Origin of the sequence: Arthrobacter sp. ISL-72, assembly GCF_018613755.1 — a bacterium.
In the GTDB taxonomy this organism is placed as follows: domain Bacteria; phylum Actinomycetota; class Actinomycetes; order Actinomycetales; family Micrococcaceae; genus Arthrobacter.
On sequence record NZ_JAGGPP010000006.1, the window covers coordinates 391,256 to 405,950 of the forward strand.

A 14,695-nucleotide genomic window follows, 5' to 3' on the forward strand; every position below is an offset into this window, starting at 1 on the left:
TCGTGGTCTTCGGGAAACTGGTGGGCTCAGTAGTTGGTCAGCAGCCTGTCCAGCACCCTTGCACCGAACTTGAGGGAATCCGCCGGCACCCGCTCGTCCACGCCATGGAACATGCCCGTGAAATCGAGCTCGTCCGGGAGCTGGAGCGGCGCGAAGCCGTACCCGGTGATGCCCAGCCTGCTCAGCGACTTGTTGTCCGTGCCGCCGGACAATGTGTAGGGCAGGACCTTGGCGCCCGGGTCCTCGGCGTGCAGGGCATCGATCATGGAGTCCACCAGGTTGCCCGCGAACGGCACCTCAAGGGACACGTCGTTGTGGACGTAGGAAACGTCGACGCCGGTGCCCGCGAGCTCCCTGACGATCTCCAGCACCTGCTGCTCCTGGCCGGGCAGCGTCCTGCAGTCCACCAGGGCCTCGGCGGACTCAGGAATGACGTTGTGCTTGTAGCCGCCCTTGAGGAGGGTGGGGTTGGTGGTGTTCTGCAGCGTGGCTCCCACGAACCGTGCCACGGTTCCGAGTTCCTTGAGCAGCTTCTCGGGGTCGTCCGGATCGAACTCTACGCCCGTGAGTTCCGTCACGCCGTCAAGGAACTGCCGGGTGGTGGGCGTCAGCTCCACCGGCCACTGGTACTCGCCGATGCGGGAGACGGCGCTGGCGAGGCGTGTGACGGCGTTGTCCGTGTTGATCTGGGAGCCGTGGCCTGCGCGGCCGTGCGCCACCAGCCGCAGCCAGGAGAGCCCCTTTTCGGCGGTCTGCAGGAGGTAGGTCCGCTGCCCGCCGATGGTGGCTGAGAAGCCGCCGACTTCCGAGATTGCCTCTGTGGCGCCGTCGAAAAGTTCCCGCCGGTTGTCGACGGCGTAGCGGGCCCCGTACGTTCCGCCGGCCTCCTCGTCCGCGAAGAAGGCGAAGATCAGGTCCCGCTTGGGTTTGCGTCCGGTCCGGGCGAAGTTCCGCATCACGGCGAGGATCATGGCGTCCATGTCCTTCATGTCCACGGCGCCGCGGCCCCAGATCAGGCCGTCCTTGAGTTCTGCGCCGAACGGGTCAACTGACCACTGCTCCTTGAGGGCCGGCACAACGTCCAGGTGGCCGTGCACCACCAATGCGCTGGCCGAGGGGTCCTCCCCTGCCATCCGCGTTATGACATTCGCCCGCCCCGGCGCCGATTCGAAAATCTCTGCGTCCAGCCCGACTTCGGTGATGAGGCCTGCTGTGTATTCCGCGGCCGCCCGTTCCCCCGGCCCTGAACCGTCACCGTAGTTCGAAGTGTCGATCCGGATCAGTTCCTGGCAGATCCTGACTACTTCATCCTCGGGGCGTACTTCAGTCATGTTTCACTCCTCGTGGGGGCCGCTTGATTGCTGGCTTCAGCCTACCCACAAGCCCCCTGCGAGCCCCGATTATTTGTTTCCCGAAAAGTCGTGCTAGAGTCTTTCTCGCTGCTTCGGAGAAATCCAAAACGCTGAAAGGCGAAGAGGATCCCCGAAATACCACCTGCGCGGGTGGCGGAATGGCAGACGCGCTAGCTTGAGGTGCTAGTCCTCGAAAGGGGGTGGGGGTTCAAGTCCCCCTCCGCGCACAAGGGAAAACCCCTGGAATCCAAGGATTCCAGGGGTTTTTTTCTGTTTCCGCCTGTGCACTACGGGACCTGTGCGATGGCAACGGGCTCACGTACACTCGGACCAGAAGTGCCGACAGGGGGAAAGGTCTTCATGGCAAAGTTCACACACTGCAGAGCCGCAGCGGCCCGGAAGAAGGGGCCAACCCGCCGTCCAGGCCGACGCGTTGAGGTGGCATCATGACGTTCTTCCAGGACCTGCCGGACCCTCCTGAGCGTCCCCGGACTCCCCGCCACGTGCCGGTGTGGGCTGGTCCGCCCCTAAATGAACTGCCGGTGACCATCCATGTGGGAAAGTTCCTGCACCGGACGCCGGGCCTCGTCGTGGCGGTTACGAGCGCAGAAGTCTTTTCAACCGGTTGTGCGGTCCATGTGGTCTGGACGGTCCGGCGCACCGACGAACCGGACCGGCAGTGGGCCGCGGTGAACGAGCGGTTTTTCCGGCAGCCTCCCCCGGGCCCGGGATTCCAGGTCGATCCTGATTCCGGACTCCTCTTCGGTATCGAGTTTCCCGACGGCCAAAAAACCACGTCGGCGCACGTCCGTCCGGGCATGTTTGACGGGAGCGAAGCAGTCGCCGGGCCGGTCCTCATGGTCAACGGCCAAGGCGGGAGCGGCGGAGATGACCAGCTGACGGGTTCGGCGCGGCTGTGGATCTGGCCGCTTCCCGAGAAGGGCGGCCTTCGGCTCGTGGCCCAGTGGAAGGACGCCGGGATGCCGGAGCAGTCCATCCGCTTGGACGGTGACCTCATCGCTGATGCTGTCACGAACGTCCAGGCCTACTGAGCGTCCAGCCGCGACAGTGCGAAAGGGCCCGCTCACGCCATTCGAGGGCCACTGCAGTGCTGGAGGACGCTGGTCAGATGCAGGAAGTCAGGACGCCTTCGATCGCGTCATGCTCCGGCCGCGTGACCCACAGCTTGTACTTGGCCTTTACTGCTGTCATCCGGGCAGCGTATTCGCACCGGAAGGCCTTGTTCGGCGGCAGCCAGGTGGCGGCATCCTTGTCTGATTTGGCCGTGTTTGTCGGGCCGTCCGCGGCCATGAGGTTCAGCGGGTCGTTGGCCAGCTGCTTTCGCTGCTCTTCGCTGATCTGCTGCGCTCCGGTCTGCCAAGCCAGCGACAAGGGAATGATGTGATCTATCTGGACAGCTGAGCTGGTGCTTGCGCCGCGGACAAATTGAATCGTCTTGCCGGTGTACTTGTCGGCCAACGTCCCCGAAGCGACCACGCAGTTGTGAGTGCCGGGCTTGAAAGTCTCGCCGGTGAGGTCGCGGGCCAGGATGTCGTTGCGTGTATCGCAGCCGTTGTGGTCCACATCAGCCCAGGCGGGGCCGAACCTGTCGCGGCTGTAACCGGTCTGCGGGGCACGCCCCTTCACGGGAATCGCTGCGAGCATGGTTATTGCGGCGGAGACCTCGGCCGGGCCGGCGTCCTGACTGGCGGTGGGGCCGTGCGCGGCATCCGATGGACCGGCGGTGCGGAGGGCCTCGGCGATGACAGTACCGGCGGAGGAAACGGCCTCGCATCCGGCAAGGCCTCCAGCCAGCAGAGCGGCGGTCACAATGGTCACTACTTTGGAACTGCGGGGTGAGATGGTCTTGTCCTTCACTAGTGCGGCGGTACCGATCAGGCTATCCTCGACGCCGGCACCGGTGCCGCAGGGCACAGAGTGGCGCCGGTCACACGAAGTCGGTGACACGAGCGTCGATGACACGAAAGTCGGGGCCACCTGGGCAATGCTGCGCTGAGGCGGCAGCACCTGGCTGCAGCTAGGACGTGCCGTACTCGGACCTGGCCCCATACAGATAGGCGAGGTCATTGAGCGTCTGCAGCGTTAGCTCCTCCGCCTGGGCAATAAGTGCCTGCCGCTGAGGGGAACGGCCTCCATCACCCCGCCCGGGCGGGAGCGGCGACGTCATGGCCGATTCGTGGCCATAGAGCGCCTTGAGGTGCTCCAACTGCAGGCGCCCGCGCACGCCGTCGGCCTTTGCGTGAACGCCCATCACCGCCAGAAGTGCAAAGGCGACATGCCTGCGTTCCCACCAAAGGCCCGCCCTGAGGGCCAACCTGAAGAGGCCCTCCAGTTCCTGCCCGGCGGGAGCCTTTGCCTTGCCTACATATAGTTCGGCCAGTGCACCCGTCCTGGACTCCGCCCAGCGAAAGCCGACGGGCACCGTGCGTCCGTTTTTTGACCGATACAGCGCCGAAGCAGTCAAAAGCAGCTCCCCGCCGCGTGCGGCTGCATATCCCAAGGTGATGTCGCTCAATTTCTCATGGCGGCAGGCAGCAATGAACTCCTGCACGTCCTTGTCCCACAGCCGGTCTGTTACGCCGTTTTCCATATCCAGGCACCCCCAAAATAACGGTACCGGTCCGAGGCCCGCCGCCTCCGGAGACTCGCTGCCGCGCGTTCGCAAATGCCGCTCCAGGAGGCACCGAAGGCCTAGGCTGGGTCTGTGAAGTTGTCCCCTGCCCCGTTAGAAGTTGCAGTTTCGGCCCCTGCGGAATGGTGGGAGATCGTGGCCGCGCTTGGGCCCCTGGCGGTTCTGGCCGGTGCCGTCCTCGCCGCCTTCATCGGCTGGCGGACCCTGCGGCAAAAAGCGGCGGCAGACACACAGGCGCTCATACAAAAAACGAGGGCCGACGACCGCGCCGAGTGGTGGAAACGGACGCAGTGGGCACTGGACAAGGCGCTGGCAGCAGATGGAGACGCCCAGGCCCTCGGGTTGGCGTCACTTGCGGTCCTGGCGCGGAGCGATCTGGCACGCGAAGAAGAGCTGGAACTGCTGGACATCGCCTGGCAATCGGTGGCGGATGCCGACGGCGACGGCGTCGGGTGGGACGAGGAAGCCGAGGCCGTGGACTCCGAGGAGCCAATCGGCGAGAATGGAACCACGAGCACGCGCCGAACGGAGGAGGGAAGGCCATGAGCACCAGCACACCGGAACAAAAGAAATCCCGGACGCCCCGCCACGTCTCCACGTCCCGCGGCAAGCAGCTGACCCCTTCCGAGCACAGGGTTCAGGTTGCCGCAGCCAAGTTGCGTGTGGCCCTTGATGAACGGCTGGGCCGCCCTACCCCGGCTGAGACCAAGGAACTCTCCAAGGAAGATCTTTAACTCGTCCGGGTGTCGACTGCCTCCGCACAGGGCGTATCGGTACGATGAGCTTCATGGCATCCCGTATCAGCGAACTGGTCCTCAGCTGTGCCGACCCCGAACGCCTCGCGCAGTTCTGGAGCGACGTCCTCGGCTACGTCGAGCTTGACCGGGAGGACGGTGCGATCGAGATCGGCCCGCCCGACGCCGGTTTCGGCGGGCTGCAGCCAACCATCATCCTGAGCCCCAGCAGCGATCCGCGGACCGGAAAGCTCCCCCTCCACATCGACGTCAACCCCGTCGACCGGGACCAGGACGCCGAGCTGGAACGGTTGCTCGCCCTCGGCGCCCGACCCGCCGACGTCGGGCAGACCGGCGACGAGAAATGGCACGTCCTCGCCGACCCTGAGGGCAACGAGTTCTGCCTCCTGCGCAAGCGGCTGCAGCCCTGATCCCAGTCATGGTTGTTCGTCGACCGGGCTAAGAACGCACGAAGAAGGCCCCGCGTAGCGGGGCCTTCTTCGTTTCCCTTGTAAAAGGTCCTTTAGACCTTCTCGGGAGTGCGGTCCACTACCGGTTCCGAACCCGTGAACTCGCGTTCCCGGCGGGGGAAAGCCCAGAACTTGAAGTCCTTCGCTTCCACCCGGGGCTCCGGCTGCTTCTCAGGTTCCCGTGATTCCTCTTTCCGAATGTCCCTCCGGAAATCCTTGCTATACGGATAGCACATCACTGACCTCCTCATAGTGAATGCTCTTTAATCCTCCTCCCAAATTGTCTTCCGGTCGACAGGTTTATGGTCGGCAGGTTTGGGGTGTCGTTCGACCCAAGACACCGGGCGGGGTTGCACCATAGATTGAACAGTCAAAGGTGCGTGGGGATGGGTACAGGGCTCCCGCAGCAATGGATCGGGATTTGGCAGGCAGCAGTTCCAGTTCGATGAAAGGCAGTGCACATGGCGAAGACAACTGGTGTGGCACCACGGCTGGCAGAAGGGCTGGCCATCGTCCTGGGAACGAAAGGCATCCCGCTCAGGCTGCGGGCCTGGGACGGCTCGGAGGCAGGGCCGGAGGACGCCCCGGTACTCGAGTTCCGCTCCCGGCGGGCACTGCGGCGCATCCTTTGGTCGCCTGGACAACTGGGCCTCAGCAGGGCCTACGTGGCCGGGGAAATCGATGCGCCCGGCGACGTCTTCGCCAGCTTCGCCGCACTGAGCTCCACCGGTAAGTTTGCAGAGCCCGGACCATTTCCCCCGCTGACAGTCCGGGAAAAGTGGACGCTGCTCAAAACCGCCCTTCGGGTCGGAGCGATTGGGCCTAATCCGGCCCCGCCGCCCGAGGAATCCAAGGTCCACCGCCACGGCGGGCGTCACTCAAAGAGCCGCGATGCCGCGGCGATCTCGCATCATTACGACGTCGGCAATGACTTCTATGCCCTTGTCCTCGGTCCGTCGATGGTCTATTCGTGTGCTGTCTGGAGCGACCAAAGCAACGGACATGACGTGCCGGACAGCCTGGAAGCCGCGCAGGAGGCCAAGATCGACCTGGTCTGCCGAAAGTTGGGGCTGAAGCCCGGCATGCGGGTACTCGACGTCGGCTGCGGCTGGGGCAGCTTCGCCCTGCACGCCGCCCAGCGCTACGGTGTGGAGGTCGTCGGGGTCACCCTTTCCAACGAGCAGGCGGGGCTGGCGCGCAAACGCGTGGCCGACGCCGGGTTGACGGATCGCGTCGACATCCGGGTCCAGGACTACCGCGATGTGGACGACGGGCCGTTCGATGCGATCAGCTCCATCGGCATGTCGGAGCACGTGGGCAGTGAAGAGATTACCCGCTATGTCTCCCAGCTCCACGGCCTGCTACGTCCCGGCGCCAGGCTGCTGAACCATGCGATTTCCTGGAATGCGGGACCCACCAGCCCGGATCCGGATTCCTTCATCCCCCGCTACGTTTTCCCCGACGGCGAAATGCTCAGCCTCGCCGCCATGATCGGCGCGCTGGAGTCCGGCGGATTCGAAGTGCTTGACGTCGAAGCGCTGCGGCGGCACTACGCCCTCACCCTCCGCGCCTGGGTGCGCAACCTGGAGGAGCACTGGGATGAGGCCGTCAGCGCCAGCAGCCCCGGGCGGGCACGCGTATGGCGGCTCTACATGGCCGCCAGTGCGTTGGGCTTTGAAGGCGGCCTGACGGGTGTCAACCAGGTGCTCGTGCAACGACCGGGCGGCGGCGAACCGCCGCTGAGGCGGACGGGATGGATGTGAGCGGGGCAGACTGGAGCACATGACAGCCATCTTCCTGGTGTGGAACCCGGACCGCTGGAACGACTGGAACTATGCTTCCGTCGTCGAACACGTCCGCGAGACCGGGCAGTTCCACGGCATGTGGAACGTCGGCGCTTCAGCGGCTGTCCACGCCGGCGCGGACGCGTGGCTGCTGTTGCGGGGCAAGCACGGGCGGGGCCTGCTGGGGCACGGCGTGGTGACCTCAGCTCCCGCATTGGCCACGCAACTGACTGTCGCCTTCGATTCGCTCCTGCCCCTCGGTGACCAGATAGCGGCAGACGTCCTCAGGGAGAACGTTCCGGAGGTGCGCTGGGACGTCGTCCGGAGCGGACAGGCCTGCAAGCCGTCCGCGGAGGCCAGGATCCGTGGCCTATGGCGTCTGGAGGGCCCGCCCCCGCCCGTGGAGTCTGCCCTGCCGGCGCCCGGAACCTACCCCGCCTGGGCCGTCAGCACAGTTGCGATGAACCGCTACGAACGGGACCCGGAGGCCCGGCGTGTCTGCATTGCCCACTACGGAACCAGCTGTGCGGCCTGCGGCTTCTCTTTCGAAATCGCTTATGGCGAGGCCGGCAGGGACTTCATCGATGTCCACCACACCGTGCCCGTTTCACTGCTCGACAGCAGCTACCGCCTGGATCCGATCACTGATCTGGTGCCGCTGTGCGCGAACTGCCACGCCATGGCGCACGTCGGAGTGGCTACCCCGCGGTCGCTTCAGGAACTGCGTGAGCTTTTGGCCGGCGCCGGCTTCATACGCGGTCACACGGTACGGCCCGGGGAACTGGAAGCCCAGCAGGAGGCCCTGCGAATCCTCGGCACCGGCCAGGCTGAGCCGGGGTAGCCGCCCGGCTCCCATCCGGCAGTCAACCGGACGTCTTCAGGGCCTCCCGGACGATGCCTACCAGGGAATTGAACCGGCCGTCCCGGGGCAGGTCATCGATAAGGACGGGTCCTTCCGGCCCGGCGAGCGGAATGCGCCAGTTGGGGTGTTCCGTGTCAGTTCCGGGCTGGTTCTGGGTTCGCGTTTCCCCGACGGCGTCCACGAGGGCCACCCCCAGCAGCGCGGACGGCGTCAGGGCGGTGAAGGCGTACAGCGCCTCAACCGTGCGCTGAACATCTCCTGATGACTCAGGAAGCAGCCCGCGTTCGCGGACCAGCGCCAATACAGCTTCCTGCTCCGCCGCGGCCTGCGCACGCTCCTCCTCAACCGGACGCAGCAGCAGGCCCAGTGATTCGCGGAGCGTGACGTGCTCCCCGGCAAGATAGCCCGCCGTCGGGGGCAGGTCGTGGGTGTTGACGCTGGTCAGGCACTGCTGCCGGTATTCCTCGGGTGAAAGCGGGCCCGACGCGCCGTGTTCAAACCACAGGATGGAGGTGCCCAGGATGCCGCGCTCTGTCAGGTAATCCCGGACCCAGGGTTCGAACACTCCAAGATCCTCGCCGACCACTGTCGCACCGGCCCGCTGGGCCTCAAGGGCAAGGATGCCGATGAGGGCCTCATGGTCGTAGTAGACATACGTGCCCTGGTCCGGTCCGGCGCCCTCCGGAATCCACCACAGCCGGAAGAGACCCAGGATATGGTCGACGCGGATGCCCCCCGCATGGCGGAGTACCGTCCGGAGCATGTCCCGGTAGGGCTTGTACCCTGCTGCCGCCAACCGTCCGGGATGCCAGGGCGGCTGGGTCCAGTTCTGGCCCTGCTGGTTGAAGACGTCCGGCGGGGCGCCGACAGTGACCCCCCGGGCGAGGACGCCTTGGAGCATCCACGCATCGGCTCCCACCGTTTTGACGCCCACCGCCAGGTCATGGACGACGCCGATGGCCATCCCGCACGCTTTCGCGGTCCGCTGCGCTGTAGCAAGTTGCTCGTCGCAGATCCACTGCATCCAGCGGTAGAACTGCAACCTGTCCGCCTGCTCCTCCCGGACCGCGTCGCAGTACGGCGTGTCCGGTGACGCGGCGTCGTCGGACCATTCAGGCGCTGACGGGGCAAGCCGCTCGGCCAGGACGCACCACAGGGCGAAATCGTCCAAGCCCTTGCCTTCCGCCGCGCAGAAATTTTCAAAGAGTCGGACGCGGCCGGGACTCCGGGGGACTGTGAAGATGAGTTCGAGAGCCCGGAGCTTGGCTCCGTAACTGGAATTCCGGTCGAGCAGGCCGTCGGCTGTATTGGCAACGTGCAGTACAGCCGCGTTCTTCTCTATTTCGGCCCGGGACTCCGGGTCCAGGTACCCATACTCCGGCACGTCCTCAACCCGGATGTAGAGCGGATTGAAGAAACGGCGGGTCGTCGGCAGATAGGGCGAATCTTCAATTGGTGGCCGGGGTTCCCCCGCGTGCAAGGGGTTCACCAGGACAAAACCCGCACCGTCCTTTCCCGCGATGGCGGCCAGGTCAACCAGATCCGAGAAGTCGCCAATCCCCCATGACCTGGAAGACCGCACCGAATACAGCTGGGCTGTAAGGCCCCAGTGTCGCTCCGCTGTGAGGCGCCGGGTGGTCTCGAGCCGTTCGGGGGTGATGACCAGCGTGCATTCCGCCAGTTCCCCGCCGGCGTCGGCGTAAAGCGTGTGCCAGCCCAGGGGCAGATCGGCGGGAAGGGCGAAAGACGCCTGTCCCTTGAGGACGCCGTGCACTTCCCTCGGCTCCGTCCAGTTATCGCGCTGCCGGGCGTCCACGCGGTTCCCGTCTTCGGTCACCGCCCACACGCTGACGCCAGTGCCGTGCGGGACATGGACCGCGACGTGGATTTCCCGTCCCTTCCTCGAGACGACCGAAGCCGGGAGCAGACGGTGCCATGCCTCGAGTTCCGCCTCGCGCAAGGCACTTTGCAGCTCATCCGTGGTCCCGGTGCTGTCCCCCAGCGCCGCCAACACGCCCTGCAGTGTGCTTGCCGCAACGGGATGTTCAACGCCGTCCCAGCCCCGGAAGGATGTACTCACGCCGCGGGCTGCCGCCAGTTTCCGGAGCAGTCCGTCGGCTGTGTCTGTGTGGTCCTGTCCCATTTCATCAGCCATGGCCCCACTCTATTGGCTTGCCCGGCCGCGGCGGCGGCAGGACCGGCCACAAATTTTTTCGCTTTCGACTCGACTCCGGGACCCGGCTAGCCTTGGACACTATGGTCGACGTCGAGAAGTTCAGGGTCCTGCTGGAATCGGAGCGGGCCCGCAGAACAGTTTTGCTGCCGGCACTCCGCGAGGACATCAGCTCTGCCAACGCGGCGCGCCAGAACTCGAACGTCGACGACGAACATGACCCCGAAGGCGCCACCATCGCCTTTGAACTCTCCCAGGCCGCGGCACTGATGCAGCAGAGCAGCGCCACACTGGCGCAGGTCGAAGCAGCGATGGCGCGGATCGCAGAGGGACGCTACGGCTACTGCGAAGTCTGCGGGGCACCCATTGCCGAGGGGAGGCTCGAGGCCCGGCCCTGGACGCCCTATTGCATTGACCACGCCGGCGGCAAGGCGGGCTCAAAACCATGACGGATGTTGCCGGTTCCTTGTGGCAGCGAATCCTTGCGGGGTTTGCACAGTCCCCGACCCCACAAGTGACCACCCTGGAATTAATGATCGTGATTGCGTTGGCCACTGCGTTGTCCCTCCCCCGGGTCTCCTGGCGGTACTTTGGCCTGCTGGCCACTGTCACCCACGAATTGGGGCACGCCTTCGCGGCCCTCATGACAGGGCAGCGGCTCGGCGGCATCAGGCTCAGCCTCGACCACTCCGGAACAACAACCACCTACAGCCGGGGCCGCTTCCCGGCAGTCTGGTCCACGTTCTGGGGTTATCCCGTTCCAGGCGTGGTGGGAGCGGTCATGGTCTGGTGCGGTTTCAACGGCTGGGGACCAGCAGCGATGTCCGTCGGCACCCTGACCCTGCTGGCCTCGTTCCTGTTCATCCGCAACGCCATGGGGCTCCTCATCACATCTGCGGCGGTCCTGGGCTGTGCGCTCCTGGTCCTCTTCGTCCCGCCTGAGTTCACCGGCCATGTGGTCATTTCCCTAGGCCTCGCGCTGCTGGTGGCCGCCGTCCGCGACCTAGCCAAGCTGTCCAACGTCCACCTGCGGCGCCGCGACAGGCTGCCCACGTCCGACGCCCATCTCCTCTACCGGGCAACCTCCGTGCCGTCCGCCGTCTGGATCCTGCTCTTCGCAGCCGTCGTCGCCGGGTCCTGGTGGGCAGCGTGGCAGCCCATGGCACAAGTACTGGCAGCAGGCAGGACGCAATAGGGTGGAAGCATGACTTCCGATTCCAGCACTGCGGCCCAGGATACTTCGGGGCCCGGGTTCAGCACCCGCGGGTCCTATGTCACCGGCGGAGAAGAATTCACCCGGGACACCAACTACATCGAGGACCGGATCACCCGCGACGGCGCGCCCGGCCGCAACGGGGAACCGGGCTGGCCGGTGGAGGCCGGCCGGTACCGCCTCATCGCCGCCCGCGCCTGCCCCTGGGCCAACAGAACCGTAATCGTCCGGAGACTGCTGGGGCTTGAGGACGCCATCTCCCTGGGGCAGCCCGGTCCCACGCATGACGCACGGTCCTGGACCTTCGACCTGGACCCGGACGGCGTTGATCCCGTGCTCGGCATCGAACGGATCCAGGACGCCTATTTCCGTAGGTTCCCCGGTTATCCCCGTGGAATCACCGTCCCGGCCATCGTGGACATACCCTCAGGCGGAGTGGTCACCAACAACTTCCCGCAGATCACGCTGGACTTCTCAACCGAATGGACGGCGTTCCACCGGCCGGGTGCCCCGGACCTCTATCCCGAGCATCTCAGGGCGGAGATCGACGCAGTGAACAAGAGAGTGTTCACGGAAGTGAACAACGGCGTGTACCGTTGCGGTTTCGCCGGATCACAGCAGGCCTATGACGCCGCCTATGCCCGCCTCTGGACCGCACTGGACTGGCTTGAAGAACGGCTGGCCGGCCAGCGCTACCTGGTGGGCGACACCATCACCGAAGCCGACGTTCGCCTGTTCACCACCCTGGCCCGGTTCGACGCCGTCTACCACGGCCATTTCAAATGCAACCGGCAGAAACTCAGTGAAATGCCGGCGCTGTGGGCCTACGCCCGTGACCTGTTCCAGACGCCCGGATTCGGCGACACCATCGACTTTGTGCAGATCAAGCAGCACTATTACATCGTCCACGAGGACATCAACCCCACGGGCATCGTGCCGCAGGGACCGGATGTGGCGGGGTGGCTGACCCGGCACGGCAGGGAAGCCCTGGGCGGCCGTCCATTTGGAGACGGCACTCCCCCGGGCCCGGTCCGCAGCGGCGAGGAAGTTGCCCCGGGGCACGGCGCGCACTGATCCGCAGGCATCCCGGGGCGCCGCTAAGGTTGTCCCATGCCAGTCTCGTCCGGATTTGCCTCGCCCCAATACCAATCGGTCCGGGATCTCTTTGATTCGTTCCTCGCGGAGGACACCGGGTACAGCGCCCAGGTGGCTGCCTACCACTCCGGCGTCAAAGTGGTGGACCTGAGCGGCGGCCCGCACCTGGCTGCGGATTCGATCACGGGCGCCTATTCCTGCTCCAAGGGCGTGGCGGCCTTCGTCATCGCCCTCCTGGTCCAGGACGGCGTACTGGATCCCGACTTCACCGTGGCGCATTACTGGCCGGAGTTCGGTGCACAGGGCAAGGAAGCGATCACCGTCCGGCAGTCGCTCTCGCACCAGGCCGGACTGCTCGGGGTGGAAGGCGGATTCGCCCTCAGTGAATTTACGACGGCGGAGGCGGCGGGGAGGCTCGCTGCTGCGGCACCGCTGTGGCGGCCCGGCGGCACCTTTGGGTATCACGCGCTGACCATAGGCATCATCATGGAGGAGCTCTGCCGCCGCGTCACCGGCACCGCCCTGCAGGAACTGTACGATGACCGCATCAGGCTGCCCTTCGGCGTCGACTTCTTCCTGGGCCTGCCGGAGGACCAGGAGCCCCGTTACCGCGACGTGCTGTATGACACCGATCCCGTCCAGCCGTGGCTTGACCCGCTCGGCCTCGAGGGCCTCAACGGCAACGCACCGGTAAGCACGGTCATGGAACTCCCCAACCACCGGATCATCCGCAAACACGGCATGAGCAGCGCCGGCGGCGTGGGCTCCGCGGCCGGACTGGCCCGGCTCTATGCTGCCGCCACCACGGGCCTTGACGGCAGTCCGGCCTTCCTGTGCCCGGAAACCATCCGGATCATGTCCGAGGAACAAGTGTGGGGGCTGGACCGCGCCTCCGGTCTCGACAACGCCTTCGCCATTGTGTTTATGAAGCCGCACCCGAGCCGCAACTTCGGCAGCCACCGCGCGTTCGGCCACGAAGGAGCCAATGCCGCACTTGGCTTCGCGGACCCCGCGTACGACCTCGCCTACGGCTACATCCCCGGCCGGCAGGAGGAGGGCCGGACAGCCGGCCGTGCCCACCTGCTGGCACATGCGGTGCGGCAGGCGGTGGCCTCCGTCAGGCAGTCACTCGGGGCCGCCGCCTGCCCGTAGGAAAGGTTTATCCACTTGTCGCACCGTCGGGACACCCCTAGGGTGAGGCCAAATGACAATCTCAAAACAGCAGGATGAGTCCGCTCCGTCGCGGGCCGGCAAAGCTTGGCATTCCGTGGCCGGCAGCGTGGCAACCGCGCTGTCCGTCCCCCGGCTTCAGCTGGCCTCCAAGGCGGGCCTGGCCGCGGGTCTCGCCTTCCTCATCGCACCGATGATGCCCGGCGCCGCTGCCCACTATCCCTACTACGCTCCGCTCGGCGCCCTCGTGGCAATGTACGAGAATGTTTCGGGCTCGGTAAAACAAGGCGTCCAGACGTTGGTGGGGCTGGGACTGGGCATTGGCCTGGCGTTCCTGCTGGTGAGTTTCACCGACCCGAATCCGGTGACTGTCGCCGTCGTGATGGGGCTGGGCGTTCTGCTCGCGGGGTTGCCGCGCCTTGGGGCCGGCCGCGACTGGATTCCGACGGCGGCGCTCCTGGTCCTGCTGGTCGGCGGGAACAACCCTGACGATTTCTCCTTTGGCTACCTGTTGCAGATGGGCGTGGGAGTCGTGGTGGGCATAGCCGTCAACATGCTGGTTTTCCCGCCCCTGCACTTCAAGGCCGCAGCACTCAGCCTTGCCGAACTCCGCTGGGCCCTCGCCAAGCAGCTCTCAGACATGGGTGAAGCGATGCGGGAAAAATGGCCGCCCGAACACGAGGACTGGGCACTGCGGTCCGAGGAGCTCGCCCAATCGGCACGTGCCGTCAGGGCCGCCGTGCAGAAGGCGGATGCCAGCCGGCAGGCGAACCCGCGCCGACGCCTCCATCCCCGGGACATGGACCAGGATTACAAGGATCTGCGTGGCCTCGAGCGGGTGACGTTCCATATCCAGGACATGACCGAAGTCCTGTCGGATGTCATTTGGGACAAGAACGTGCCTTTCGTGATTCCGCTCCCCTACAGCGGGCCGCTGGCCGACGCCCTGGCTGCGGTGAGCGCGGTCCTGCGGTCCATGGAAGACGAGGAGCCCGACCGGCAAAACGAGCTGCTCGCGGCCGCCGCTGCCGCAGTGGACACCCTCGCCGACCGCATGGCTTCCGACGAAGTCAACCCGGAGGCCCCCAGTGCAGCCGAATCGATTGTGCTCAGCCTGCACCGGATTCTCCGCGTGGTTAAAGCGCGTGGCTAAAGCGGTTAAAGCGGTTAAAGAAGGACAGCCACTGAC

Annotated in this window: 16 protein-coding genes and 1 tRNA gene; 12 read left to right on the forward strand and 5 right to left on the reverse strand. The window is 65.6% G+C overall.

The window, feature by feature from the left end; genetic code table 11:
• Positions 1-26: 26 nt before the first annotated feature.
• Entirely contained in the window at positions 27-1,331 is a 1,305-nt protein-coding gene (locus J7I92_RS07245; protein WP_214838903.1) for a M20/M25/M40 family metallo-hydrolase, read from the reverse strand.
• A 165-nt stretch (positions 1,332-1,496) separates the two neighbouring features.
• Between J7I92_RS07245 and J7I92_RS07250 the strand changes: the two genes are divergently transcribed.
• Positions 1,497-1,579, forward strand: a tRNA-Leu gene (locus J7I92_RS07250).
• Between the two features lie 219 nt (positions 1,580-1,798).
• The gene (locus tag J7I92_RS07255) at positions 1,799-2,404 is read left to right on the forward strand and encodes a hypothetical protein (RefSeq protein WP_214838905.1); all 606 of its coding nucleotides are present in this window, start codon (positions 1,799-1,801) and stop codon (positions 2,402-2,404) included.
• Positions 2,405-2,477: 73 nt separating this feature from the next.
• On the opposite strand, the gene J7I92_RS07260 is transcribed toward J7I92_RS07255, so the two are convergent.
• A complete protein-coding gene (locus tag J7I92_RS07260) occupies positions 2,478-3,230 on the reverse strand; it encodes an HNH endonuclease family protein (protein ID WP_214839093.1) in 753 nt (250 codons plus the stop codon).
• 160 nt (positions 3,231-3,390) lie between these two features.
• The gene (locus tag J7I92_RS07265) at positions 3,391-3,963 is read right to left on the reverse strand and encodes a hypothetical protein (protein WP_214838906.1); all 573 of its coding nucleotides are present in this window, start codon (positions 3,961-3,963) and stop codon (positions 3,391-3,393) included.
• 114 nt (positions 3,964-4,077) lie between these two features.
• Here J7I92_RS07265 and J7I92_RS07270 point away from each other — a divergent pair, with 114 nt between their 5' ends.
• The 3 genes from J7I92_RS07270 to J7I92_RS07280 are packed head-to-tail and all read left to right on the forward strand — an operon-like array spanning position 4,078 to position 5,170.
• Positions 4,078-4,551 (forward strand): hypothetical protein, encoded by a 474-nt coding sequence (locus J7I92_RS07270; protein WP_214838908.1) that lies wholly within the window; start codon positions 4,078-4,080, stop codon positions 4,549-4,551.
• Positions 4,548-4,739 carry a hypothetical protein gene (locus J7I92_RS07275; RefSeq protein ID WP_214838911.1) on the forward strand — a complete coding sequence of 64 codons (192 nt, stop codon included), beginning with the start codon at positions 4,548-4,550 and terminating at the stop codon, positions 4,737-4,739. The genes J7I92_RS07270 and J7I92_RS07275 overlap by 4 nt, the downstream gene beginning before the upstream one ends.
• A gap of 53 nt (positions 4,740-4,792) precedes the next feature.
• Positions 4,793-5,170, forward strand: a complete 378-nt coding sequence (locus J7I92_RS07280; RefSeq protein WP_214838913.1) for a VOC family protein — start codon at positions 4,793-4,795, stop codon at positions 5,168-5,170.
• Positions 5,171-5,262: 92 nt separating this feature from the next.
• Here the strand turns inward: J7I92_RS07280 and J7I92_RS07285 are convergent, their stop codons facing one another.
• Complete coding sequence (locus J7I92_RS07285; protein WP_214838915.1) at positions 5,263-5,445, reverse strand: hypothetical protein; 183 nt, start codon at positions 5,443-5,445, stop codon at positions 5,263-5,265.
• Positions 5,446-5,670: 225 nt separating this feature from the next.
• On the opposite strand from J7I92_RS07285, the gene J7I92_RS07290 reads away from it, so the two are divergent.
• Together J7I92_RS07290 and J7I92_RS07295 are read left to right on the forward strand one after the other, a co-directional pair.
• Positions 5,671-6,972 carry a class I SAM-dependent methyltransferase gene (locus J7I92_RS07290; protein WP_214838916.1) on the forward strand — a complete coding sequence of 434 codons (1,302 nt, stop codon included), beginning with the start codon at positions 5,671-5,673 and terminating at the stop codon, positions 6,970-6,972.
• 19 nt (positions 6,973-6,991) lie between these two features.
• Positions 6,992-7,834: an HNH endonuclease gene (locus J7I92_RS07295; RefSeq protein ID WP_214838918.1), complete on the forward strand. Its 843-nt coding sequence runs from the start codon at positions 6,992-6,994 to the stop codon at positions 7,832-7,834.
• Between the two features lie 22 nt (positions 7,835-7,856).
• On the opposite strand, the gene malQ is transcribed toward J7I92_RS07295, so the two are convergent.
• Entirely contained in the window at positions 7,857-10,010 is a 2,154-nt protein-coding gene (gene malQ / locus J7I92_RS07300) for a 4-alpha-glucanotransferase (protein WP_214838920.1), read from the reverse strand.
• Positions 10,011-10,111: 101 nt separating this feature from the next.
• On the opposite strand from malQ, the gene J7I92_RS07305 reads away from it, so the two are divergent.
• From J7I92_RS07305 to J7I92_RS07325, 5 genes are read left to right on the forward strand one after another with little or no spacing between them, the layout of a single operon-like run.
• On the forward strand, positions 10,112-10,477 hold the full coding sequence (locus tag J7I92_RS07305) for a TraR/DksA family transcriptional regulator (protein WP_214838923.1): 366 nt from the start codon (positions 10,112-10,114) through the stop codon (positions 10,475-10,477).
• The gene (locus J7I92_RS07310; protein ID WP_214838925.1) at positions 10,474-11,223 is read left to right on the forward strand and encodes a M50 family metallopeptidase; all 750 of its coding nucleotides are present in this window, start codon (positions 10,474-10,476) and stop codon (positions 11,221-11,223) included. Before J7I92_RS07305 ends, J7I92_RS07310 begins: the two co-directional genes overlap by 4 nt.
• 9 nt (positions 11,224-11,232) lie before the next feature.
• Positions 11,233-12,315 carry a glutathione S-transferase family protein gene (locus J7I92_RS07315; protein WP_214838927.1) on the forward strand — a complete coding sequence of 361 codons (1,083 nt, stop codon included), beginning with the start codon at positions 11,233-11,235 and terminating at the stop codon, positions 12,313-12,315.
• A gap of 36 nt (positions 12,316-12,351) precedes the next feature.
• Positions 12,352-13,488: a serine hydrolase domain-containing protein gene (locus J7I92_RS07320; RefSeq protein WP_214838929.1), complete on the forward strand. Its 1,137-nt coding sequence runs from the start codon at positions 12,352-12,354 to the stop codon at positions 13,486-13,488.
• Positions 13,489-13,540: 52 nt separating this feature from the next.
• Positions 13,541-14,659: an aromatic acid exporter family protein gene (locus J7I92_RS07325; RefSeq protein WP_214838931.1), complete on the forward strand. Its 1,119-nt coding sequence runs from the start codon at positions 13,541-13,543 to the stop codon at positions 14,657-14,659.
• Positions 14,660-14,695: the final 36 nt, after the last annotated feature.